Source organism: Desulfolithobacter dissulfuricans, assembly GCF_025998535.1.
Taxonomy (GTDB): Bacteria; Desulfobacterota; Desulfobulbia; order Desulfobulbales; family Desulfobulbaceae; genus Desulfolithobacter; species Desulfolithobacter dissulfuricans.
Genome location: NZ_AP024233.1, coordinates 1,246,018 through 1,269,175, shown reverse-complemented (window position 1 = coordinate 1,269,175; position 23,158 = coordinate 1,246,018). Strand labels below are relative to the sequence as shown.

The window sequence follows — 23,158 nt, the reverse complement described above, 5'->3', positions numbered from 1 at the left end:
GTTTCCTGTTTTTTTGCTGTTTTTATACCAGCCAATCACGGACGCCCATCGGACGAGTAACCATGCAGCTTGACGCGAAAATCCCCTCAGGACCACTGGCCGAGAAATGGGACCGGGCCCGGTTTGAGTACAAACTGGTCAACCCGGCCAACAAACGCAAATACGATGTCATTGTGGTGGGCACCGGCCTGGCGGGTGCCTCGGCAGCCGCCTCGCTGGCAGAACTCGGCTACAACGTGAAATCCTTCTGTCTCCAGGACAGTCCCCGACGGGCCCACTCCATTGCGGCCCAGGGCGGGATCAACGCGGCCAAGAATTATCAGAATGACGGTGACTCCATTTTCCGCCTGTTCTATGACACCATCAAGGGCGGTGACTTCCGGGCCCGGGAGAGCAATGTCTACCGGCTGGCCCAGGTTTCCAACAACATCATCGACCAGTGCGTGGCCCAGGGTATTCCCTTTGCCAGGGAGTATGGCGGCATGCTGGCCAACCGTTCCTTTGGCGGGGCCCAGGTATCGCGGACCTTCTATGCCCGGGGCCAGACAGGGCAGCAGTTGCTGCTCGGGGCCTACTCGGCCATGATGCGCCAGGTGAAACTGGGCAAGGTCACCATCTATCCCCGCCGGGAAATGATGGATCTGGTGGTGGTGGATGGCCATGCCAGGGGCATCATCTGCCGTAACATGATCACCGGCGAACTGGAGCGGTACTCAGCCCACGCCGTGGTGCTGGCCACCGGCGGATACGGCAACGTGTTTTTCCTCTCCACCAACGCCATGGCCTCCAACGTGACTGCCTCCTGGCGGGCCTACAAGAAGGGGGCCGGTTTTGCCAACCCCTGTTTTGTCCAGATCCACCCGACCTGTATCCCGGTCCACGGGGACTACCAGTCCAAGCTCACCCTGATGAGCGAAAGCCTGCGTAATGATGGTCGAGTCTGGGTTCCGAAAAAGCCCGGCGACACGAGAAACCCGAACGATATCCCCGAAGACGAGCGGGACTACTATCTCGAGCGTAAGTACCCCAGTTTCGGCAATCTGGTGCCGCGGGACGTAGCCTCCCGCAATGCCAAGGAGGTCTGTGACGAGGGCCGGGGCGTGGGTGAAACCGGCCTGGCCGTCTATCTCGATTTCCGCGACGCCATCGAACGTGACGGTCTGGAGTTGATCCTGAAGAAGTACGGCAACCTTTTTCACATGTACCAGAAGATCACCGACCGGGATCCCAGCAAGGAACCGATGATGATCTATCCGGCGGTCCACTACACCATGGGCGGCCTGTGGGTGGATTACGAACTCCAGTCCACGATCCCGGGGCTCTTTGTCCTCGGCGAGGCCAATTTCTCCGATCACGGAGCCAACCGACTGGGCGCCTCTGCTCTCATGCAGGGGCTGGCGGACGGATATTTTGTCCTGCCCTACACCATCGGCAACTACTTCGGCCAGATGGGCATGTACTCTGTGGACAGTGACCGTCCGGAATACGATACGGCCGAGGCCGCGGTCCGGGAACGTATCCAGGCGCTCCTGAAAAACCACAGTACCAATCGCCCGGGGCTCCAGCCCGTGGACTATTACCACCGCAGGCTCGGCAAGGTTCTCTGGGACTACTGCGGCATGGCCCGCAACAGGGAAGGATTGACCCGGGCCCTGGAACTGATCCCCGAAATCCGGGAAGAATTCTGGGAGAACGTTCTGGTACCAGGCAGCGGACAGGAACTCAACCAGTCCCTGGAACGGGCCGGCCGAGTAGCGGATTTTCTCGAGTTTGCCGAAGTCATGGTCCTGGATGCCCTGGCCCGGGAGGAATCCTGCGGCTGCCACCTGCGCGAGGAGAGCCAGACCGAAGAGCACGAGGCCAAGCGGGATGATGAACATTTCTCCCATGTCGCAGTCTGGGAGTACCGGGGCGACGAAAAGCGGCCTGTCCTGCACAAGGAACCGCTGCACTTCGAAAACGTGACACCCTCGCAGCGCAGCTACAAATAACAAACCGAACTATCCATCATGGCAGCAAAAAAAATCAATCTCACGGTCAAGGTCTGGCGTCAGTCCGGGCCAGAGCAGCCAGGCGCACTGGAAACATATCAGCTGCAAAACATTTCCACGGATATGTCCTTTCTGGAAATGCTCGATGTGCTCAATGATCAGTTGACCCTGGAAGGGAAAGAACCGGTGGCCTTTGACCATGACTGCCGCGAGGGAATCTGCGGCATGTGCGGGGCAGTGGTCAACGGGATTGCCCATGGTCCGGAAAAGGAGACCACTCTCTGTCAGCTGCACATGCGTCATTTCCAGGACGGCCAGACCATTATCATCGAGCCTTTCCGGGCCGGGGCTTTTCCGCTGATCAAGGACCTGGTGGTGGATCGGTCCGCCTTTGACCGGATCATCCAGGCCGGCGGTTTTGTCTCGGTCAACACCGGCTCACCCCAGGATGCCAACAACCTGCCGGTGGCCCAGAACAAGGCCGAGCAGGCCATGGACGCTGCCGCCTGCATCGGCTGCGGAGCCTGTGTCGCCGCCTGTCCCAATGCGGCGGCCATGCTTTTTGTCTCGGCCAAGATCTCCCAGCTGGCCCTGCTGCCACAGGGTCAGCCTGAACGCAAACGGCGGGCTCTCGCCATGGTTGAGGCCATGGACCGGGAAGGTTTCGGCAACTGCGGTAATGAGCGCGAATGTGAAAACGTCTGCCCCAAGGGCATCTCGATACGCAACGTCGCCAGGCTCAACCGCGAATACCTGCGCGCCGCCTTCACCGCGGACGAATAGCAGGCTGTTAAAAAACGTAGCGAGCGAAGATGAGACAAGGAAAAATGAGGCGAAAAGCGCAGTGTACATGGAGTACATGAGCACTTTGAGCCGAATTTTGACGCAGTATCATCGAGCGCAGTAGTTTTTCAACGGCCTGATAGATACGGCGCCGGCAACCCGGTCGGTGCCGGCGCGTCTCCCTGTCGTCATCCAGGCACTGCTTTTCTCCTTTCCCCTCCAGAAAGACAGTCAGCAGCTTCACTTTTCTCTTCATCCACCCTGTAACTCGTTGTCCACCACCTGGCGGACCGCAGACAGACATCAGCGCCCGGAGGGATTGGTTTCCCGGCAGCGACACCCCCCTTTCCTCTTTTCAGCCATGATGTGTTCCAGGACCATGGACCGACCATGTTCCCGCACATCCCTGCGGATATCCTCTTCACTGTAGCCGAAGCAAAAACATATCAGCTCATCCATCAACTCTTCTCCCGTTTCCAGAACCATGCCGCCACATAGTGGTAACAACCGGCCTTGCGAACCTTACAGGCCAGGCCAACTCCCCGACAAAACATAAAACCTTCAATTTCCAATTATTAGGAACGTTATCTGTTATCATTTTTTGCCCATTCCCAGAGCCAGAAGATATTCTCTGCCTGGCTATAAATATTAAAAAACCATTTGACTCACCAAGGTTATCCACCTAAAATTTTCAACACCACAAACACACTGGAGCCCAATCGTTACAGAGAAGGCAGCTTACTTGAACCATATAATATCCAATTAACCTGTAACCAACGACATCACAGCCAGGCTGTCCGCACACGAGGAAACCCCATGTTGTCTTTCTGGAAAAATATCAGTCTCTCCATCAAATTTGGCATTCTTTTCAATGGACTGCTTCTCATTTTCATCTCCTTTCTCCTGCTCAGCTTCTACAGCAACAAAAAAACGGTAGAGAACTTTTCCAACCTGCTCGACAACGATGCGGCCATTGTCGAGCACGCAAAAAACGTCAACATCGCCATGCTCCAGTCGAGGAGAAACGAAAAGGACTTTCTCCTGAGAAAAAAGCTGGAATACCGTGACAGGCTGGAAAAGAACGTGGCCGATCTCAAGAAAGAGACCAGTGACATTCGTACCCTGGCCCAGGGGAAAAATGAAGAGATTGCCCGGATGGCCGATTCCATCATCGTTGATACCGACAGCTACCTGAACAATTTCAAGGAGCTGGTCCGGATAAGCCAGGTGATCGGCCTTGACTCAAGCTCCGGCCTTCGTGGCCACCTGGAGCAGGCCGCCCGGGAGCTGCGGGATTTTGTCAAACTCCATGAGGTGGATGAGCTCTATCTTACCCTGCTCAAAACCAGAAAACTGGAAAAGGAATATATCCGTACCAGCTCGGACCGAATCCGGAACAAACTGCTGACTGCGCTGGAACTCCTGGAGGACATAGTCAGTTCCGGAACTTTTGAGGAGTCGACCCAGAAAGAGATCTTCAACGACCTGGCCGGGTACAAGGAGGCCCTGATCCGGTTCATGGATGGTGACACTGCTGCCTATGACGCGGTGGTCGAATATGCGGTGCGTATCGAACGGGCCCTGAACTCCATCTATGTCCAGGGAGCCAGATCCCTGGTACTCAACATCAGCCTGCATGAAAAACAGTACCTGCTTCGGCGAGACCCCCAGGATCTCCAGGCGACCCTGGATGCCCTGGAGATGCTGTCCGAGGCCTTTGATAACGGCCTGGTCGATGAACAGTACCTGGAGCGTATTGTGGACAAAACCGACACGTACCGCGATGCCCTGCTGGCGCTGTACGAAAACGACCAGAAGATCACCAGAATCAACGACGCCATGCGGGAAAAGGCCCATCGGGTGGAGGAAGATGTCAGGAAAATCGTTGCCATCTCCCATGCGAAACAGCTTGAAAAACGGGAGATGATCCAGCAAAGCAACCACCGGCTGCAAGTCTCGGTGCTGGGGATCGCCACGTTAGTGACCATGGGCAGCATGCTGTTCATATTCCTTACTGTTCGCTCAATTGTCGCCACCATCCGCGAGGCGGTCACCTTTGCCGGGCGTGTGGGCGAAGGTGACTTCACCACCACTCTTGCCAGCAAAGGCCGGGACGAAATCGGTCAACTGATCGATTCGCTCAACCAGATGGTGGAAAAACTCAACACGGTCTTCAAAAAAGTGGGAAACAGCACCGGAGTTCTGCAGGCTTCGGCGGCCGAACTCTCTGAATCATCCGGTGCCATGTCCCGGGGAGCCGATCAATCATCGGAAAAGGCGAACAATGTAGCAGCAGCGACCGAAGAAATGAGCTCCAACATGAATTCCGTGGCCGCAGCATGCGAAGAAGCGGCCACCAATGTCAACATTGTCGCCGCAGCCGTGGGAGAGCTCTCGACCACGGTCCAGAGGATTGCCACGAACACCTCGGAGGCTCGGGATGTGGCCCTGGAGGCCGTGACCCTTGCTTCAAGCTCGTCTGAGAAGGTCGACGCCCTGGGGCAGGCAGCCGGGGAAATCAGTAAGGTCACCGAGGTAATCACCGAGATCTCCGAGCAGACCAACCTGCTGGCCCTCAATGCCACCATCGAGGCGGCCCGGGCCGGAGAGGCCGGCAAGGGCTTTGCGGTGGTTGCCAATGAGATCAAGGAACTGGCCAATCAGACAGCCGACGCCACCAGGGAAATCAAGACCAAAATTGAAGCCATTCAGGGCTCCACCAACCTGACGGTGAGCGAGATCAAGCGGATCACCGAGGTCATCGCCAGGGTGAACGAAATCGTGGCCACCATTGCCACCGCAGTGGATGAACAGACTGCCAGCACCACGGAGATAGCGGAGAATGTTCAGCAGGCGGCCCAGGGAATCTCCGAGGTCAATGAAAATGTTGCCCAGAGCTCGGCGGTGTCCGGTGACATTGCCCGGGAGATCGCCGAAGTCAGCCAGGTGGCCGGAGAGATCACCTCGCTCAGCACCGGCGTAAGCCAGAATGCCGAGGAGCTGGCCAGGATGGCCGATGAACTCAAGAAACTGCTGGTCCTGTTCCGCACCCGCTGACAGGGCTGCCCCCCTGGCTCTTGCTGACACAAGCCTGTCCGGCCTGAATGCCCTGGCTGGACAGGCTTTCTCTTTTCAGCCTCTTTTTTCGTCCCGCCAGGTCGGCTGGCGCCTACTTTTTCCCGGAACAACCGCTACAGCCCCGCTTATCACCGCGTATATCGCGGGCAAAGAGGGAGATTCCCCGCTCCATGGCGCAGAAATCGCCGCACATGGTGCAGGTGCGCTGGTTTTCCGGGGTGCGGTCCCTGCGAATCCTGCGGGCCTCCTCAGGAAACATCAGCAGTTCCATCTGCTTTTCCCACCGGGTATCGCGCCGGGCAATGGCCACCTGTTTCTCTCGTTCCCGCATGGATGGATCACGAGCGATGTCGCCGATCCTGGCCGCCAGCCGGGTGGCCCTGATACCTTCGCGCACGTCCTGTTCGTTGGGCAGGGCAAGATGTTCCGCCGGGGTGATGTAGCAGATCAAATCCGCCCCGTAACGAGCTGAATTAGCCGCGCCGATGGCGGCGGTAATATGGTCATAGCCGGCCCCGGAATCGGCTGGCAGCGGCCCCAGCACATAATAGGGAGCGTTGCCGCTCATCCTCTTTTCCAGCATGATATTGCCCTCGATTTCATCGAGCGGCACATGGCCCGGGCCTTCCACCATCATCTGGCATCCCATCTCCCGACCTATCTCGGCCAGTTCGCAGTTGGTGATCATCTCCGCCATCTGGGCCCGGTCGTGACTGTCATGGATGGCCCCGGCCCGGATACCGTTACCCAGCGACAGGACGGCGTCATATTTCTTCATCAGCTCGCAGACCCGGTCAAACTGCTCATAGAGGGGATTTTCCCGGTCATGGTATTCCATCCAGGACACCATGAAGGTACCACCTTTGGAGACCAGGCCGCCATAGCGATAGCCCTGGCGTCGCAGCCGCTCGATGGAATAGCGGTTGATCCCGCAGTGAATGGCCATGAACGAGATTCCATCCTCCAGCTGCCGCTCAATGAGCTCGAAAAGATACTCGGGATCGAGCTTGTTGGGGTTATGGTACTTGCGGCTGGCCTCGGAAAAGGCCTGGTACAACGGCACATTGCCCACCGGCAGGTTGACGGTGGCCAGCACCTCGCGCCGCACCAGATCCAGGTCACCACCGGTGGAAAGTTCCATCAGAGTATCGGCCTGTTCTTCTTCGGCGATCCGCGCCTTTCTTTTTTCCAGCTCGATATCCTTGATGTCCGACGACGTGCCGATGGAGGCATTGACTTTGGTCCGCAGCCCGGTGCCAATACCGACCACCTTCTGATTCGGCCGATTATGGTTGACCGGAATAACGATTTCTCCCAGGGCGACAAGCTCCCTGATCAGCTCGGCATCCTTGCCCTCATCCCGGGCTACCTGCTCCATCTGTGCTGTGATGACACCCTCGCGGGCCAGTTCCAATTGGGTTTTCATGTTCTTTTTCTTTCCTCCTGAGGCTGTCCCGGCCGGCAAAAAAAAATCCGCGCCACAGCACTCGCCATGACGCGGATCTACAGGACAGCAGTATCCGTTATTCGGTTCAATCTGGCAGGTCTTCTGACTTACGGATCAAGCCCCTGCCTGCGCCTTCCCATCCACCAGAGGTGAACAGTGGCATCATGCAGGCAGAGTCCCCGTTTACAGCGCCGGCCCTGAGCGTTACGGATTCACACCGTATTCCCTATTCTCCGTCGACAACCACCGCCGACGGCACCAGACTGATCTATAGCACCCACATATGCCAGAAATAAGAAAAAAGGACAAGACTATTTAGTGTTCGTCCAGACCGTACTCCTTGATCTTGTTGAGCAGGGTCTGCCGGGCAATTCCGAGAATTCGAGCTGTTTTCGATCGGTTACCCCCTGTCTGGGCCAGTATGGTTCGAATTGCCTCACGCTCCATGTCACGCAGGGTAAAACCCTGCCTGCCGCTCTTCTCCAGATGCGGCTCCATGTCAACCGGCAGCAGGTGAGGCGGCAGTTCCCGGGGAGTTATCTGTTCTCCAAGACAGAGGATCACTGCGCGTTCCACAGTGTTTTCCAGCTCCCTGATATTGCCAGGCCAGTCGTATCGTCCAAGGAGCATCAAGGCCTGCGGGTGAAATCCCCTGATGTCTTTCCGGTTTTTTGCCGCATATTTCTTCAGGAAATAATCAGCCAGGGCCGGAACGTCCTCTGGCCGCTCTCTGAGAGGTGGTAACTCGATGGGTACCACGGAGAGACGAAAAAAGAGATCCTGGCGGAAACTGCCCTCTTCCACCATCTGCTGAAGATTCTTGTGGGTTGCCGCGACAAGACGGACATCCACGTTTACAGACTGGCTGGAGCCGAGGCGTTCAAACTCTCCTTCCTGAATAACCCTGAGTATCTTGGCCTGGGTCTGCAACGACATATCGCCGATTTCATCAAGAAACAACGTGCCGCGGTGGGCCTGTTCAAAGCGGCCCTTACGCTGCCGCTCCGCACCGGTAAAGGCACCCCGTTCATGGCCGAACAACTCACTTTCCAGCAGATTTTCATGCAGCGCCGCGCAGTTGACCTTGATAAAGGGACCGTCTTTACGCAGACTGTTGTGATGCAGGGCCCCGGCAATCAACTCCTTACCGGTTCCCGATTCTCCGGTGATGAGTACTGTTGCATCGCTGGGAGCCACCAACGAGAGGGTCTCAAACACCCTCTGCATACCACTGCTGCGGCCGATAATATTGCCAAAGTCAAACTTTTCTCCAAGCCGTTCCCTGAGCTGTGCGTTCTCTTCTCTAAGCGCCTCGATATTGAGCGCTTTTTCCACTGCCAGATTCAGCGCCTCGATATCAACAGGCTTGGTCACATAATCGACTGCGCCCTGTTTCATAGCCGCCACAGCACTTTCCACCGAAGAAAATGCCGTGATAACAATAACCGGCTCCATGCGTCCCTTTTCCCTGAGCAGTGCCAGGGTTTCCAGGCCATCCATTCGCTGCATTTTCAGGTCCAGCAGAATCAGATCCACCTCCTGGTCCATCAGTAGAGGCAGGACCTGATCCCCATCGTCGACTTCAAGTAAGCGATAGCCGGCTCCCATGAGATTTACCTTGAGCATGGTACGATGAGCCGCGTCATCATCAACAAGCAGAATCGTTTTTTCCTGCATATCACCTGTTTCCAGTTTGTGATTACCACTGAAATTCAGCCACCGATGGATGAAGGTGTCGACCTCACTTGTTGCACGGGTGTCTGTGGCCTGGATGGCCACAGTCAAGCCCCCAGGGACGGGTTTATGGCGTCCCGTGAAACAAGGGAGGTCGACACCGGTTTCAATGCCAAAGATTGATGGTAATCAGATTCCAGTTTGATTTTTCTGGGTTACGGGGAGCACCACCGTGATTTTCGTCCCCTTGCCCGGTGCTGATACCACTTCAAAATGCCCATGATGCTGTTCAACGATCTGGTGACTGACAGCCAGGCCCAGTCCGGTCCCTGCCCGCCGGGTCGTGAAAAACGGATCAAACATTTTCTCCTGTTCTTCCCGGGTCATACCCTTGCCCGAATCGGAAACCGTTATTTGGACCGTATCTTTTTCTTCGATGCAGGCCAGGCTGATACGACCACCACCGGGGGTGGCATGCAGTGCATTTTTCAGCAGATTAAGAACAACCTGTAGAAGGAGATCGCCATCGGCAACAATGGTCCTGGTACACTGGATATCCATGAAAAAATCAATATGCCCGGCGCGGAAATCATGCTCGAGCAACCTGGCTGTCTTTTCGAGCAGCCGGCCGGGATACACTTTTCCGAACTCGGGATCTCTTGGCCTGGAAAACTGCAGCAGAGCAGAAATTGCCGCGTTCAGACGATCCACCTCTCCCACCATCAACTGGGCATATTCCCGGGAATTTTCATCCACAGCCTGATTGCCAAAATACTGGGCAAACCCTCGTAATGTCCCCAGGGGATTTCTGATTTCATGGGCAATCCCGGCCGCCATTCGTCCCAGTGCCGCGAGACGGCGGGAACGCTCCAGTTGCTTCTCCATGGCCCGCAGTTCCCGGATATCGCGGATGATCACCACGGTACCAAGTCGATTCCCCTCCTGGTCCTTCAGGGGGGAAGCGCTGAGCCGGACAGGAATGGACCGGTTATCTGTCCGCTGCATCTCATACTCCAGGGCAGCCACTCCCTGTTCCGTACAGATCTGCTCGCCGGGCCAGTTGGCAAACACCCTGTCCACCGACATACCAAGCAGTTTCCCGGCAGGAGAACCGGCCAACCGCGCTGCCCGTGCGTTCACCGATACGATCCGCTGGCCGCAGTCCAGGGTCATCAAACCGTCCGGCATGGATTCAATAACACTCCTGGTATAGAGACGCATGGTATCAAGGGTCGCCCGGGCGACACGGGCGCCCTGATACAGAAACAGAAAGTAGAAACCAGCACTGCCGAGCAGCAGCAGCAGGCCGCCCATGAACAGGGTGTGGCGGAGATCCTGCTGCTGGGCCTGGATAAATTCATCGGTATACAGGCCAATATAAATCACCTTGCGTTTGTCGAGATTTTCTCCGAACTGGGCCTGCATCCACTGTTGCCTGCGGCGAAACATCATGGATGCCATGGGACTGTCACGCCTGCCCATATCGACCATGTGAAACTCGGTAGCAACCTCAAATACGGGATTGTGATTTTCATCCTGGGCAATGATAGTGGTGACCGGCCCACCGGCTGCCAGCACCTCCGCACTTGCCGGGTGCCTGTCCCGGGGAGGCAGCCTGCCTGCAGTAGCCAGCACCACCCCGTCTTCGGTGATGACGTGAATGTAGGCAATACGATCTGTTTTGGCCGTCTCGGTGACCAGCGTCTCCAGCGGCGATGAAGAACTCATCATGTGATGCATCATGGAGGTCCTTGCTCCGGCCTGGAAACTGCGTATCAGGACCAGTCCCTCATCAAGGAGAAAACTCTTCATGACTTCCTGTTCCCGTGCCAGATTACGCACCGTGGAGATGGCAAGGAGTGTACCAAGCATCAATGCGGCAATAACTATGGCCAGGGCAGACCAGGATAGTTTAAAGGACACTCGGGTGGACGGTATCTGCATGGAGTAGTGTAAAGGTTACTTAAGGTTGGGCTCTTTTCCCTGCCGATTCAGAGTATAGGAGCCAGGATTGCCGGAAAAGGGCAGAAGCAGCAGTTGAACAAAGCCGAGACGGGCCGGGTCGCGGTATTGGCTGAGACCAATAGTCATACCAGTATGTCCGGCAGACGGCTGGGACCGATAGGTGCCAAAGATCCTGTCCCACCAGGGAAAAGAAAAACCGAAATTACTGTTCGTTTCCCGGATGATCACGGAATGGTGGACCCGATGCATATCAGGCGTGACGAGAAGCAGACGCAGCACTCTGTCAAGCTGCTGCGGCAGGGCCACATTGCCGTGATTGAACATCGCGGTCCCGTTGAGCAGGATTTCAAAGAGGAGCACCGCGGCCGGCGGCGGACCGAGGGCAGCCACTGCGCCCATTTTGATTCCAATGGAAAGCACGATTTCCACGGGATGGAACCGCAGGCCTGTGCTCGTGTCAATGTCGAGATCCGCGTGGTGCACCATATGCAGTCTCCAGAACAGCGGAACCGCATGGAACATGAGATGCTGCAGATAAATGACCAGGTCAAGCAGCAGCACGGCCAGGAAAAAAACCAGCCCCGGTGGCAGGGTTATCTGATTAAAAAGCCCCCACTGGGCAGTCCGGGCTGCAATGGCGACATGCATGACAGTCACCGGAACGAGCACCAGAACAAGCAGCGTATCGACACCAATCACAGACAGGTTGATCAGCCAGCGCCGGCCCTTCGAAACTGAAGAGCGCCGTCTGGGAGCAACACTCTCCCACAGTACCATGAAAACAAGCACTGACAGGGCAATACCGAGTCGAATCATATTCTCCAGGAGCATGGCAGTCACGGCTGGTGTGGGAGTGCAGATACCCCGAACACATTCTATTTCAGGGCTGTTACTGGTTGCATTGTACCGAAAATTCCTGTCTTCTATACAAAAAAAACGAGATAACGGTTTTTTGTCTGCATTCGCACTCTGCAGCAACGGATCGCACTGCGCGAGGCTGCAAAAAAATCGTCACCTCGTTTTGGTACTATGTTATCCGTACGGATCTTAGACGCAGTGCATTGAGCACCACGGAAACAGAGCTGAAACTCATGGCCGCCGCTGCAATAACCGGTGAAAGGAGTATACCGAAAACAGGATACAAAACTCCTGCTGCCACCGGCACCCCGAGCGCGTTATACACAAAGGCAAAAAAAAGGTTCTGCCTGATATTGGCCATGGTCGCCCGACTCAGTTTTCTAGCCAGGACAATACCGGTCAGGTCACCCCTGACAAGAGTCACGCCAGCACTTTCCATGGCCACATCCGTACCGGTACCCATGGCGATCCCCACATGGGCCTGGGCCAGTGCCGGGGCATCGTTGATACCGTCACCAGCCATGGCCACCATCTGGCCATTGTCCTGGAGCAACTTGACAGTCTGCGCCTTTTCTTCCGGCAAAACTTCCGCCATCACCTGATCTATATCCAGCTTCGCGGCCACAGCCTCGGCCGTTGCCCTGTTATCTCCGGTCAGCATGACAACGGTGATCCCCTCGGCATGCAGCCGGCGAATAGCCTCCGGAGTCGATTCCTTGATCGGATCGGCTACGGCAATGAGTCCGGCCGCTTGGCCGTCAACCGCCACAAACATCACAGTCTGCCCCTCTTTGCGCATGGATTCGGCTTTTTCCGCCAGATTTCCCGACTCAATCATATAATGGTTGAGCAATTTGTCGTTACCAAGCAGAACCCGGCGATCCTCAACAGTTCCGGCAACTCCCTTCCCGGTCAGCGATTGGAAATCAACGGGTTCCGTCAGATGGAGCTTCCGTTCTTCCGCTCCGGCCACGATTGCCGCAGCAAGAGGATGTTCGCTTGATTTTTCCAGACTGGCCGCAAGCCTGAGCAGGTCGTTTTCATCAACCGTTTCGCTGGTCACCACTCGGGTCAGGCGAGGTTTTCCTTCGGTCAGAGTGCCGGTCTTGTCCACTATCAGGGTGTCGATTCTGCGCAGTGTCTCGATGGCTTCTGCATTTTTAAAGAGAACACCGAGTGTCGCGCCCTTGCCGGTTGCCACCATGATGGACATGGGGGTCGCCAGGCCAAGGGCACAGGGGCAGGCAATAATCAGTACGGATACCGCCACGACAAGCGCATAGACCAGGCGCGGCTCTGGACCGATAAAGTACCAGACAACAAAGGCGAGCAGGGCAATGGCAATAACCACCGGCACAAACCAGCCGGCCACCTGGTCAGCAAGCTTCTGAATAGGCGCTCTGCTGCGCTGGGCTTCGGAAACCATATGAACAATCCGGGACAGCAGCGTATCACTTCCCACCTTTTCCGCCTTCATGATGAGACTGCCGGTTCCATTGATCGTGGCGCCGATCACCGGATCGCCCGGTTTTTTGCCCACAGGCAGAGGTTCTCCGGATATCATGGATTCATCCACTGTGGAAACGCCCTCCACCACCACCCCGTCCACAGGTATCTTTTCTCCTGGACGAACCCGTAACAGGTCTCCGGGATGTACCATTTCCAGCGGGATATCCTGCTCCGTACCATCGCCCCTGATCTTGCGGGCCGTTTTGGGCGACAGATCAAGAAGCGCCCTGATAGCGGCTCCTGTACGGCTGCGGGCCCTGAGTTCCAGAACCTGGCCAAGCAGAATCAGGGTGACTATCACTGCTGACGCCTCAAAATAGACCCCACCGAACCATCCGGTCCACGCATATTTGCAGGAAAAATACCGGGTAACAGTACGCCGATCAGACTGTAGACAAAGGCAACCGAGACGCCAAGCCCGATGAGGGTAAACATGTTGAGGCTGCGATTTTTCACTGACTGCACAGCCCTGACATAAAAAGGCCAGCCAGCCCAGAGCACGACCGGTGTGGCGAGAATCAACTCCAACCAACTCAGAATTTTATCAGAAGCCAATTCTTCGAGAACCATGCCGCCCGGCAGCATGTCACGCATGGCAATAACTACCAGAGGCAGAGCCAGCACGGCCGAGATCTGGAAACGGTTCCGCATATCCTCATATTCAGGATTGGCATCTTCCATACCAGCAGGAAAGCTCACAGGTTCCAGTGCCATGCCGCATATCGGGCAGGTACCCGGTTCGTTCTGGATAATTTCCGGATGCATGGGACAGGTGTACTGGATTCTGCCACTCACCGGAGCCGGTGTCTTTGCCTCAAGGGCCATACCGCATTTCGGACAATTACCGGGACCATCCTGTTCCACTTCGGGATGCATTGGGCAACTGTACACCCCTTCTTTTACGGAAGCAGTATCGTCTACCTGCTTTGTAAGGTAATTCTCCTGCTGCTTTCTGAACTTTGTCAAACAATGTTCACTGCAGAAATACCAGGTTGTGTCATCCTGTGCATGGGCAATGAATGCATCTTTATCTCCAGTGCTCATACCGCAGACCGGATCGACGTATTCATGTTTGTGGCCATGGTAATGATGACTGTGATCTGTGTTTTTCATGGCGGTCATCGTGCGCACCTCCTTGCCTGTCGGTGCGGATGGCCCTGCTCAGTTCTCCGGGACCACCCTGCTAGTTGATATTTTTTCGTATCTTACACGCAGCAGCATCCATGCCACAACGTGCTACTTTTGCTTGCAATACCCAATCACCTGATGTTAAATGTTTTTTCCAACTTTTTTTATTATCCACCTGTTTTTCTATCAAAACCAACCGTCTAAAAATTAGACACTAATTCACGGTGCCGCACTTTCAAGTGTCCTGGATTAAGACATCAACCGCTTGACAAAGAGAAGCACAACCTCTATCATATTAGCAATGGCTCATATAAACAGTTGTCAATATAATGAAGACTATCCATGAAACAGCTTGCGCAATTCTTCAAGACTCTCGGTGATGCCAACAGGCTGCTTATCATCCATGCCATCGGCAAGGGTTCCCTGTCGGTCACTGAGATCATCCAGGCCACCGCCCTGTCCCAGACCCTGGTTTCTTTCCACCTCCGCGCCCTGCGAAACGCCACGATTGTCGAGACCCGCCGGCAGGGGCCGTTTATCTTTTACAATCTTGTCAACCCTGAGCTATACGACCTCATCGGCGAGCTGTCGCGGGTTGCCGGGCTCGAGAGCGGAATCACCGCCGAAACCAACCCTCTGCATCTGGTCCATGGCGACGGATGGGTATCCGGAGGAAGGACAAAATGAACGACAAAGCACCCCCCAGACCCGGCCAGCAGAAGGAACTCCTTGGCAATCTGATCAGTTCTCTACTGCAGGATCTTGATCATGGCGAGAAAAAGAAACTGCTCCAGCAGATCATCGACAGAAGCGAGAAGGAACACTCGGTGGTGGATATGGTCGAGTACTGAATCAAGAAATGCACGGATTCAGGCGTGAATCCCATTGAAATGAGCAAAGAGGTCCTGGCAGCCATCAGCCACACCCACGAACTGGGCAGCTATGCCACCGCCGAGTTGCAGATTCTCTTTGATGACTGGCTCCGGGACACGGAACAGCTGATCCTCGATTTCATCACCATCCGGAACCGGGTGGATCCGGAAAGCATAGCCACCCACTTCAAACTCAAACGGGAATCGGTCATCTTTATAGTGAGCAAGCTGACCAGAGAGGGTCGGGTCGCCATGCAGGCAAGCTCGACCGCACCACAGAATAAAATAATCAGACTGATACAGCGGGAGGAACCATGATTACCCTTAACCCCACCTCGTTACGGGCCGGCGGCTGAAAGCCGCGGAAGACTTCCGGAGATCACCGGAAAAAGAGCGCCCCTGTCCAACCCGGTCTCGGCCGGCAGGAAAAAAACTGCATGATATGCGGTAACACCCTGCGCTACCTGGATAAACCCGTGGCCGTCAGCTGTCATTACTGCGGCCGGCAGGACCAGGGCTATATCAGTTGTCCGGACGGCCATTTTGTCTGTGAGCGGTGTCACAATCGCGATACCATGGAGGTGATCGAGGAGATCATCAACACCACCACCTCCACCGATCCCCAGCAGATAGCCTGGCAGGCCATGACCCTGCCCAACCTGCCCATGCTCGGTTGCCAACACGCCTTTATCGCCGGAGGAGCCCTGATGGCAGCCCTGGTCAACCGGGAAAGCATGGGGCTTGAAAAGGAGGATATCAGGGAGGTCTTCCAGCGTACCGCGAAACAGGCCCACGGGGGCTACTGCGGCCTCACAGGCATCTGTGGCATTGCACCGGCCATAGGGGCCTGTGCGGCGGTATATAACGGTTCGCGCTGCGGCTATGGCGAAGAACAGCGGGCCACCATGGAACTTGTCAGCGGCGTGGTCAGGGCCATCACCAACCTAACCGGACCAAGCTGCTGCAAGGCCTATGTGCGGGCTGCCCTCGAGGTGGCGGTTGCCTTTTTCAACGCCAGGTACGGCAGTGGACTGCCCGTCAGCTCAGGGACTCTGTGTACCCATGCCGCTCTCCATCCCCATGGCTGCCGTGAAAGCAGGTGCCCCTATTTCAAGGCCAACTGACTCCCGAAGAGAAGAACCGGGAAGAATCTCCCTCAACCGGTTCCCCTGGTCCCCTGCAGGGCCGCAGGTTCAGCCGGTCCGGAACCCGAGAGGTCCAGAATTACCGAGCTCCCGTCATAGTCCATGGGTGTGTACCGGTCGATCCGGCTTATCTTCCGGATCAGGGTTTTCAGTTCTTTCAGATTCTTCAGCGTGTGCTGTAGCTCAAGGTACGGCTCCGACTCCCGATCAAAATCGTCCTTGAGCAGTTCCAGGGTGCCCATGGCCACAAAAAGCGGGCTGTTCATTTCATGGGCCACGGAACCGGCCATGGCCCGGAGCGCCTCTATTTTCTCCCGGGCACGGGCTCTCTGTCTGTCCTGCAGGATACCGACAGTGACCCCGACCACGGTGAAAAGAATGATCTCCAGGATCCGATCCAGGTCATCGGCGGTCAGCCCCTGCCAGTGGAACAGAGAATAGGGCAGATAGAAAGCTGTCACCGCCAGGGATGTCAGCAGGCCTCCCCGGAGCCCGAACCAGAAACCACTCAGAATCACAGGCAGAAAATAGAGTTCCCTGGCGACAACATGACTGCGTGCGCTGTCGTGAGAAAAGGAGAGATGGAGAAGAGTGATGCTGATCACCATGGCCCCGATGATCAGGATCTTGTATCGTTTTTCCGTGGTGTATGTTTTCATTTCGTATACCTGCTCCGCCTTGAGATCCTGAGACCACGCCACAACCGGTTACAACAGCGGCGCCCTGCCCTGGAAGATTGCATCATCTGTGCCACCTCTTTGAAAAACGGTTCGAAATACACGGATCCAGTACCTGTTCACAGCCTCTGCCGGGGATGAAAATCCGTACCCATCTTCCGGTGCCCAGAAAGTGGACAGCGGGAGAGGTGTCCGGATAGATTCCCTGTCCAGCATCAGGACATGGAAAGAAACCGGAACCATGTAACGGACATGGGTGATCATCACGGCGAGAACGATCGTGCAGGTGGACGGAAAGTAGCCCCGAAGGGAGGAGCGGAAAGATTAAAAAACTCTTTTCCCGGACCGAAACGGACTGGCCCGGGAAAAGAGGGAGAGAAGCAATAAAAAAGATTTCTCCCGACCGGGAGAAAAAAGGTCATCAGCCGCAGGAGTCGGCATCATTGGGATCGTAGGTCCAGTCGCCGTTACGGTAGAGATAATCATTTACCATAAGTATCTCTTCCTCGGTCAGGGCATTCCAGGAACCGTCCCGGGCACAGGCCGCCCGGCGACGGGAAAAAATCCGGTTCCACCCCTCGGAGGTATGGGATTCCGAATGAAGAAACGGGGCGCCCTTATCGTTATTCCTGGTATGGCAGCTCTTGCACACCTCACGGAATTTCTGGCCGCCGATGCCCCAGGGCTCGCTGTTCCAGTCCAGTTTGCCGTCAGCGATCAACCGGCACATCTTTGTCCGCTCATCATAACGCTTGCGCGGCCTCGCCTGGGAGACAGCCACCGCCCAGGTGAATACCAGCGTGGTTGCCACCAGTAATACAAATCCCTGTTTCATACGCACCTCCAGTTTGCGTCCCGGTAATCATCGCTACCTGTTCCATCAAGTTCCATGGTATTATAGGATGCAAAGATTCCGGTGAACAGTGTCTGTAACGACAATAAAGAGGGTGATAACGTCATGCCAGCTCAACCAGAGAAACCATACCGGGTCGCCATCCTGGCGCTGGACAACGTGGTGGCGACCACGGTCACCGGCCCGGCCGATGTCTTTTCCTTCACCGGGGTACTGTGGGAGATGATCCAGGGGCGGGAACCGACTCCCAGGTTTGAGGTCCGGATCGTTTCACCCGGGGGACGAACCGTTTACTGCCACAACGGTATCGTCCTGGTCCCCCACGGGACCATGGAGGATGCCCGCCCTGATATCGTCATCATTCCGGGAATCATGGAGATCGACCAGACCCTGGAAAGGGGCACCGACGCCCTTGCCTGGCTGCGACAGCAGTACGATCGAGGATGCATACTGGCAGCCATCTGCTCCGGCTCCATTTTGCTGGCCGCCACCGGCCTGCTCGATGGCCGGCGAGCCACCACCCACTGGGCCATGGTTCCGGAATTCCGGGCCAGATTTCCCAGGGTCGACCTGGAGCCCGATGAACTGATCACCGAAGATGGCAATTTTTTCTGCTCCGGAGCCTTCAACTCCTTTCTCGACCTGTCCATCTACCTGGTCGAGAAACTCTGCGGCCGGGAAGTGGCCATCCAGTGCGCCAAGATCTTTCTCCATGACCTGGGCCGCCACTCCCAGTCTCCCTACACAATCTTTCTCGGCCGTCATGACCACGGCGACACGACCATCCGACAGATTCAGCAGGAGATGGAAGAACATTTCAGCCGGGATTTCGATCTTGATCAGCTGGCCAGGAAACACGGCATGGGCAGACGGACCATGGAACGGCATTTCAAGCACGCAACCGGTGAGACTCCGCTGGTCTATCTCCAGCGGGTCCGGGTGGAAAGGGCCAAGCAGATGCTGGAGTCCACCAACATGAGCTTTGATGAGATCAGTTACCAGGTGGGCTACAGGGACGCAGGTTTTTTCCGCAAACTTTTTGTCAAGTATACCTCCCTTCTTCCCGGAGAGTACCGGTCCCGTTTTTCGCGGGAAAAATGGCCTGCTTCGACCCTGTAGACAATCCCTTACTCATTATGTAAAAAAAACAGGCCACCCGACATGCATATCAGGTGGCCTGTTATCGGCCTGCCAGTCTATCGATGGCAGTTTGCCGGTCTCAGCGATTAACGCCTGCCACCGCCACCGCCGCCGTGGCCCTCACCATCATCGCTCTCGCCGCCACCATGACCGCCGCCGTCATCACCATCGCTCCCACCGCCACCGTGACCGCCGCCGTCATTACCTGAACTACCATGACCCTCACCGATACCGTCTCCATCATCACTTTCACCCAGGCCACCGCGGCCATCTCCATCCATATCACCATCACCGAAGCCATGGCCCTCATCCGAACCTTCCATCTCGCTGTCCAGGCCAACACCTCCATGCCTGCCGCCAGCCTCTCCACGCATGGACCTACCGCCACCGGCACCCTCCTTTCTACCATCCAGCGAGTCGGCTCCATCAAGATCGCGGGCCGTAGCTTCGGCCAACTCCTCAGGATCAACACCGTACCTCTCCCTGTCGTCCTGATGGGTTATCTCGCCATGATTCTGCCGGCCAAGGGTGTTACCCAGGCCAAGGAGTCCCGGCTGGACGCCGAGTTCATTGGCAATCTTTCCCCAGCCCATGCCATCCTCGCGCATGGCCTCCACCGCATCCGGATCCACTCCGGCCAGCTCCGAAATGGCTTCGGCAAAGGCTTCTTCGGCCCTGCTGAGCTGCTCGCTGGCCTCTTCAATAGCATCCGGATCCTCGGTGGCCTGAGCCTCCTCCAGGGCAGTGCTTGCCTCCTCAACATCCTGGAGAGCCTCCTCAACCTCGTCCGGGGCCTGGCTGGCTTCTTCTTCAGCTTCCTGGATGGCCGCTTCGACCTCCTCCGGAGAGGTAAAGGCCGGTTCCTCCACCTCGGTAGCATCCACAGCCACATCCACTGACACGGTACCGTCCGCCGCCTCGACCTCGGTATCGGCGGAAACCGTGGCTGCCTGCAGGGGCCGGGCACATATCATTCCACCCATGAGCAGGGCGATGGCGTACACTCTCAAATATTTTTTAGCTTTCATATCCGACGCTCCTTTGACTTGCTTTTCTTTTCAGGTTGGCTGAACACAAGGACACCCTGTTTCAGCACTGCTTCCATCTTGCCCGTACGTACAGACTCCGGCTGACCAAACCAGCTGATGCGGACCTGTTTGTTGTCCTGCAGATATCTGGCCAGCTGTTCTTTCAGTATTCTTGCCTGTTGCATGGCCGGCTCCCTGCCCCGGGCATCAAAGACCACCAGGTTCAAGGTCGTTGCCGGCACCTTGGAAAACTGCCCGGCCAGCCAGGAGACTTCCCGTTCCCTGACCGCAGGATCACTGCCCAGCAGCGCATCCTGATTGATAATAACCCGCCGGTAACCCAGCTGGGCGGTCCGATAACTGAAATCGCCCAGTTCATTGAGATGCTGCACAGCCCGGTAGCTGTTTTTTCCGCTCCGGTGGCGGGCCAGATACTGTTTCCATGCCTGCCGCTCCTTCTCCAGGTCACCTTTGAGGCGGTACACCAGACCGATATTATACAGGGCATCCCGTTCATCCGGGACCATGGCCAGAACCTGCTGATAACTCTCCAGGGCTCCATCCAGATCGCCTGTTTCCAGCTGGTTATGCCCCAGATTGACCAGGGCCGGGAGAAAATCCGGGTGCCTGTTAACCAGTCGGTGATACTGTTCACGCTCACGCTCGGGCTTGCCTGCGGCCTGCCAGGCCACGGCCTGCCATAATCCATACTCCGGCTGGTCAGGATTGAGCAGTGCGGCCCGGCTCAGGTAGGCAAGGGCTTCTTCGGGATGGCCGGCGGTGATCAGGCCCCGGCCGATATAGTAGCTTGCCTCACTGCTCAGAGTAGTGACTTCGGGCAGTTTGAGCCCCGAATCGCCAGGTCCGGTTCCTGTCAGGATGCCAAGATAAAAAGCTGCGGCCAGGCCAGCCCCGGCCAGGGCAACCCGGGCCGGCTGGACGGTGATGGCAAAGGAGCCGGTGAAGAACCGACGCAGTCGTTCCAGGAGACCGGGGTTCTCTTCCCTGATCCGGGCCATGATATTTCGGGTCAGATCGTCTGGTACCTCGCGCTGCGGCAGGCGGCGCAGCAGCTCTTCGATCCGTCTATTCTCCCTGTCTCGTCTCTCGTGTTCCATATCGTCCATCTTCCTGCATGATATTTCTCAACTGCTGCATGGCCCGGGAAAGCCTCATTTTCACCGCGCTCTCGCCAAGACCAAAGATCTTCGCCACTTCCTTTATGGGCAACTCGTGGAGATAGCGCAGAATTACGATTTCCCGGGTCTTGTCCGGCAGAAGGTCCAGAGCCTGTACCAGCTGCTCTATCTCCTGATCCTGCTCCATTTTTTCCTGTTGGGCAGAACCGGTATCTAGAGGATCGCTGTTTGTCAGCAGTTCGCTCCGCAGGGTCTGCCGTTTCCGGCTTTTCCTGTACCAGTCCCGGGCCAGGTTGACAGCCAGGCTGTAGAGCCAGGAAAAAAAACGCTGCCCGGTACGGTACTGATGGAGCCTGGTGAAGGCCCTGACAAAGGCCTCCTGGGTCAAATCTGCGGCATCCTCGTCGTTACGGCAGTAGCGGTACATCAGATTGTATATCTGCCGCTGGTACCGTGTCACCAGGAGCCGGTACCGTTCCCTGTTTCCGTCCAGGACCTCCTGAACTATCACGTCATCTGATATTTCCATCTTCTCCGAACTGGAAGGCCCTGTTGTCCTGCTCTTTACCCTGTTATACGGCTGGTCCTGTTCCTGGTCACAATACACCAGCTTTTTTTTTATCTGATTACCACTGAAATTCAGCCCTCGATGGATGAAGGTGTCGGGGCTTGCTTGTTGCACGGGTGTCTGTGGCCTGGATGGCCACAGTCAAGCCCCCAGGGACGGGTTTATGGCGTCCCGTGAAACAAGCGAGGCCCGACACCGGTTTCAATGCTGAAGATTTTTTTATAAAAAAAGGCGAAGAGCGGCAGAAACCGCGCTTCGCCCGGACAACTCTTTCAACTCATCGTTACACTGTCAGGCCTCTACCGGGTCAGAAAAAACCGTACAGACTCACCTGTACGGACCTTTTCCCCTTTGACGGTAAAGGTCTCCTCCACATCAAACCAGCTGATCCTTACCCGTCCGAGAAGCTCGGGAAACTTTTCCAGCAGATATTTCTTGATGCTTATCGCCCGGGCCCGGGCCAGCTCTATGTTGTTTTTCTGGTAGACAACGATCTGCAGGGTGGGTTTTTCCAGGTTGCGGACGATCTCGCCCACCAGGTCCAGAGAGGAAAAGGAATTACGGCGTAACTCGGCGGTAAAGGGTCGAAAATAAATCTTTCGCAGGGTGATCCGCCGGGCGCCGAGCTGGTAATTGCGATAGGAAAAATCACCGAGTCGATTCAGGTGGTCGGTGGCCCGCAGGGCCAGGGCGCCGGAAGGATACCGCTTGAGATAGATCAGCCAGGCAATCTTTTCTTCGGGCGTCCTGTCCAGGATATGCATGATAAGCGCCCGGTTATAGAGAGCGGTCTGGCTGGTCGGAGCCAGTTCCAGAGCCCTGGTGTAGCTGACAAGGGCCTCCTCGTACTTCCTGCTTTTCAGGAGGTTGTGCCCGAGATATATATAAGCTGGCACATAGTTTTCATCAAGGGCCAGGGTCTGTTCATACTGGGCCCTTTCCTGGTCGCTTCGGCCAAGCTCGCCGAGGGTGACCCCGAGCCAGAACCGGTATTCCACCCTATCCGGAAGCAGCTGGACAGCTTTTTCGAAATAAGGCAGGGCTTCGGCGGCCTTTTTCTGCGCCAGCAGGAATCGTCCAAGAAAATAATTGGCCTGGGCCGAATCGGGTTTTTCCTGGACAATCTGCCGGAAACGTTCGGCTCCGCCATCGTAATCCCCTGAAGAGAGGTACCGATACCCCTTGAGATTACTGCCGACATCCACCCCGACACAACCTGACAGCACCACCAGCATCAGGCCTGCAAGCAACATATTTTGGATCTTCACAAAAACCTCCCGGAAAAATAATCTGTTATTTCAAT

The 23,158-nt window shown here is 56.2% G+C and carries 19 protein-coding genes, 1 pseudogene and 1 riboswitch; of the genes and pseudogenes, 8 read left to right on the top strand and 12 right to left on the bottom strand.

Features of this window, described 5'->3' with window-relative positions; all coding sequences use genetic code 11:
* Positions 1-62 precede the first annotated feature (62 nt).
* Both GF1_RS05580 and GF1_RS05575 read left to right on the top strand, forming a co-directional pair.
* Positions 63-1,991 carry a fumarate reductase/succinate dehydrogenase flavoprotein subunit gene (locus GF1_RS05580; RefSeq protein WP_267928646.1) on the top strand — a complete coding sequence of 643 codons (1,929 nt, stop codon included), beginning with the start codon at positions 63-65 and terminating at the stop codon, positions 1,989-1,991.
* An 18-nt stretch (positions 1,992-2,009) separates the two neighbouring features.
* Positions 2,010-2,774 carry a succinate dehydrogenase/fumarate reductase iron-sulfur subunit gene (locus GF1_RS05575; protein WP_267928645.1) on the top strand — a complete coding sequence of 255 codons (765 nt, stop codon included), beginning with the start codon at positions 2,010-2,012 and terminating at the stop codon, positions 2,772-2,774.
* A gap of 303 nt (positions 2,775-3,077) precedes the next feature.
* Here the strand turns inward: GF1_RS05575 and GF1_RS05570 are convergent, their stop codons facing one another.
* Positions 3,078-3,233 (bottom strand): bacterioferritin-associated ferredoxin, encoded by a 156-nt coding sequence (locus GF1_RS05570; protein WP_267928644.1) that lies wholly within the window; start codon positions 3,231-3,233, stop codon positions 3,078-3,080.
* A gap of 357 nt (positions 3,234-3,590) precedes the next feature.
* Between GF1_RS05570 and GF1_RS05565 the strand changes: the two genes are divergently transcribed.
* Entirely contained in the window at positions 3,591-5,831 is a 2,241-nt protein-coding gene (locus GF1_RS05565; RefSeq protein ID WP_267928643.1) for a methyl-accepting chemotaxis protein, read from the top strand.
* 112 nt (positions 5,832-5,943) lie between these two features.
* On the opposite strand, the gene thiC is transcribed toward GF1_RS05565, so the two are convergent.
* The 5 genes and pseudogenes from thiC to GF1_RS05540 form a co-directional block, all read right to left on the bottom strand.
* Positions 5,944-7,278, bottom strand: coding sequence for a phosphomethylpyrimidine synthase ThiC (thiC, locus tag GF1_RS05560; RefSeq protein ID WP_267928642.1), 1,335 nt, complete (start codon positions 7,276-7,278; stop codon positions 5,944-5,946).
* Between the two features lie 96 nt (positions 7,279-7,374).
* A riboswitch (cobalamin riboswitch) is annotated at positions 7,375-7,577 on the bottom strand.
* 37 nt (positions 7,578-7,614) lie between these two features.
* On the bottom strand, positions 7,615-8,976 hold the full coding sequence (locus GF1_RS05555) for a sigma-54-dependent transcriptional regulator (protein WP_267928641.1): 1,362 nt from the start codon (positions 8,974-8,976) through the stop codon (positions 7,615-7,617).
* Between the two features lie 186 nt (positions 8,977-9,162).
* A complete protein-coding gene (locus GF1_RS05550) occupies positions 9,163-10,896 on the bottom strand; it encodes a two-component system sensor histidine kinase NtrB (protein WP_267928640.1) in 1,734 nt (577 codons plus the stop codon).
* 36 nt (positions 10,897-10,932) lie between these two features.
* Complete coding sequence (locus GF1_RS05545) at positions 10,933-11,754, bottom strand: sterol desaturase family protein (RefSeq protein WP_267928639.1); 822 nt, start codon at positions 11,752-11,754, stop codon at positions 10,933-10,935.
* Positions 11,755-11,965: 211 nt separating this feature from the next.
* Positions 11,966-14,418 (bottom strand): annotated as a pseudogene (locus tag GF1_RS05540) (heavy metal translocating P-type ATPase).
* A gap of 357 nt (positions 14,419-14,775) precedes the next feature.
* Between GF1_RS05540 and GF1_RS05535 the strand changes: the two are divergent.
* The 4 genes from GF1_RS05535 (at position 14,776) to GF1_RS05520 (ending at position 16,429) form a co-directional block, all read left to right on the top strand.
* Entirely contained in the window at positions 14,776-15,120 is a 345-nt protein-coding gene (locus GF1_RS05535) for an ArsR/SmtB family transcription factor (protein ID WP_267928638.1), read from the top strand.
* Positions 15,117-15,284: a hypothetical protein gene (locus GF1_RS05530; protein ID WP_267928636.1), complete on the top strand. Its 168-nt coding sequence runs from the start codon at positions 15,117-15,119 to the stop codon at positions 15,282-15,284. Before GF1_RS05535 ends, GF1_RS05530 begins: the two co-directional genes overlap by 4 nt.
* Positions 15,285-15,308: 24 nt before the next feature.
* On the top strand, positions 15,309-15,623 hold the full coding sequence (locus tag GF1_RS05525; protein WP_267928635.1) for a hypothetical protein: 315 nt from the start codon (positions 15,309-15,311) through the stop codon (positions 15,621-15,623).
* Between the two features lie 119 nt (positions 15,624-15,742).
* Entirely contained in the window at positions 15,743-16,429 is a 687-nt protein-coding gene (locus tag GF1_RS05520; RefSeq protein ID WP_267928634.1) for a DUF5714 domain-containing protein, read from the top strand.
* Between the two features lie 32 nt (positions 16,430-16,461).
* Here the strand turns inward: GF1_RS05520 and GF1_RS05515 are convergent, their stop codons facing one another.
* Positions 16,462-17,109, bottom strand: coding sequence for a DUF4118 domain-containing protein (locus tag GF1_RS05515; protein ID WP_267928633.1), 648 nt, complete (start codon positions 17,107-17,109; stop codon positions 16,462-16,464).
* 439 nt (positions 17,110-17,548) lie between these two features.
* On the bottom strand, positions 17,549-17,962 hold the full coding sequence (locus GF1_RS05510) for a hypothetical protein (RefSeq protein WP_267928632.1): 414 nt from the start codon (positions 17,960-17,962) through the stop codon (positions 17,549-17,551).
* A 123-nt stretch (positions 17,963-18,085) separates the two neighbouring features.
* Here GF1_RS05510 and GF1_RS05505 point away from each other — a divergent pair, with 123 nt between their 5' ends.
* Positions 18,086-19,099: a GlxA family transcriptional regulator gene (locus tag GF1_RS05505; RefSeq protein WP_267928631.1), complete on the top strand. Its 1,014-nt coding sequence runs from the start codon at positions 18,086-18,088 to the stop codon at positions 19,097-19,099.
* A 107-nt stretch (positions 19,100-19,206) separates the two neighbouring features.
* On the opposite strand, the gene GF1_RS05500 is transcribed toward GF1_RS05505, so the two are convergent.
* From GF1_RS05500 to GF1_RS05485, 4 genes are all read right to left on the bottom strand, one after another.
* Positions 19,207-20,148, bottom strand: a complete 942-nt coding sequence (locus tag GF1_RS05500; RefSeq protein WP_267928630.1) for a hypothetical protein — start codon at positions 20,146-20,148, stop codon at positions 19,207-19,209.
* Positions 20,145-21,266, bottom strand: a complete 1,122-nt coding sequence (locus GF1_RS05495) for a tetratricopeptide repeat protein (RefSeq protein WP_267928629.1) — start codon at positions 21,264-21,266, stop codon at positions 20,145-20,147. Before GF1_RS05495 ends, GF1_RS05500 begins: the two co-directional genes overlap by 4 nt.
* Positions 21,235-21,816, bottom strand: coding sequence for an RNA polymerase sigma factor (locus GF1_RS05490; RefSeq protein WP_267928628.1), 582 nt, complete (start codon positions 21,814-21,816; stop codon positions 21,235-21,237). Before GF1_RS05490 ends, GF1_RS05495 begins: the two co-directional genes overlap by 32 nt.
* A gap of 338 nt (positions 21,817-22,154) precedes the next feature.
* Positions 22,155-23,123 (bottom strand): tetratricopeptide repeat protein, encoded by a 969-nt coding sequence (locus tag GF1_RS05485; protein WP_267928627.1) that lies wholly within the window; start codon positions 23,121-23,123, stop codon positions 22,155-22,157.
* Positions 23,124-23,158 lie beyond the last annotated feature (35 nt).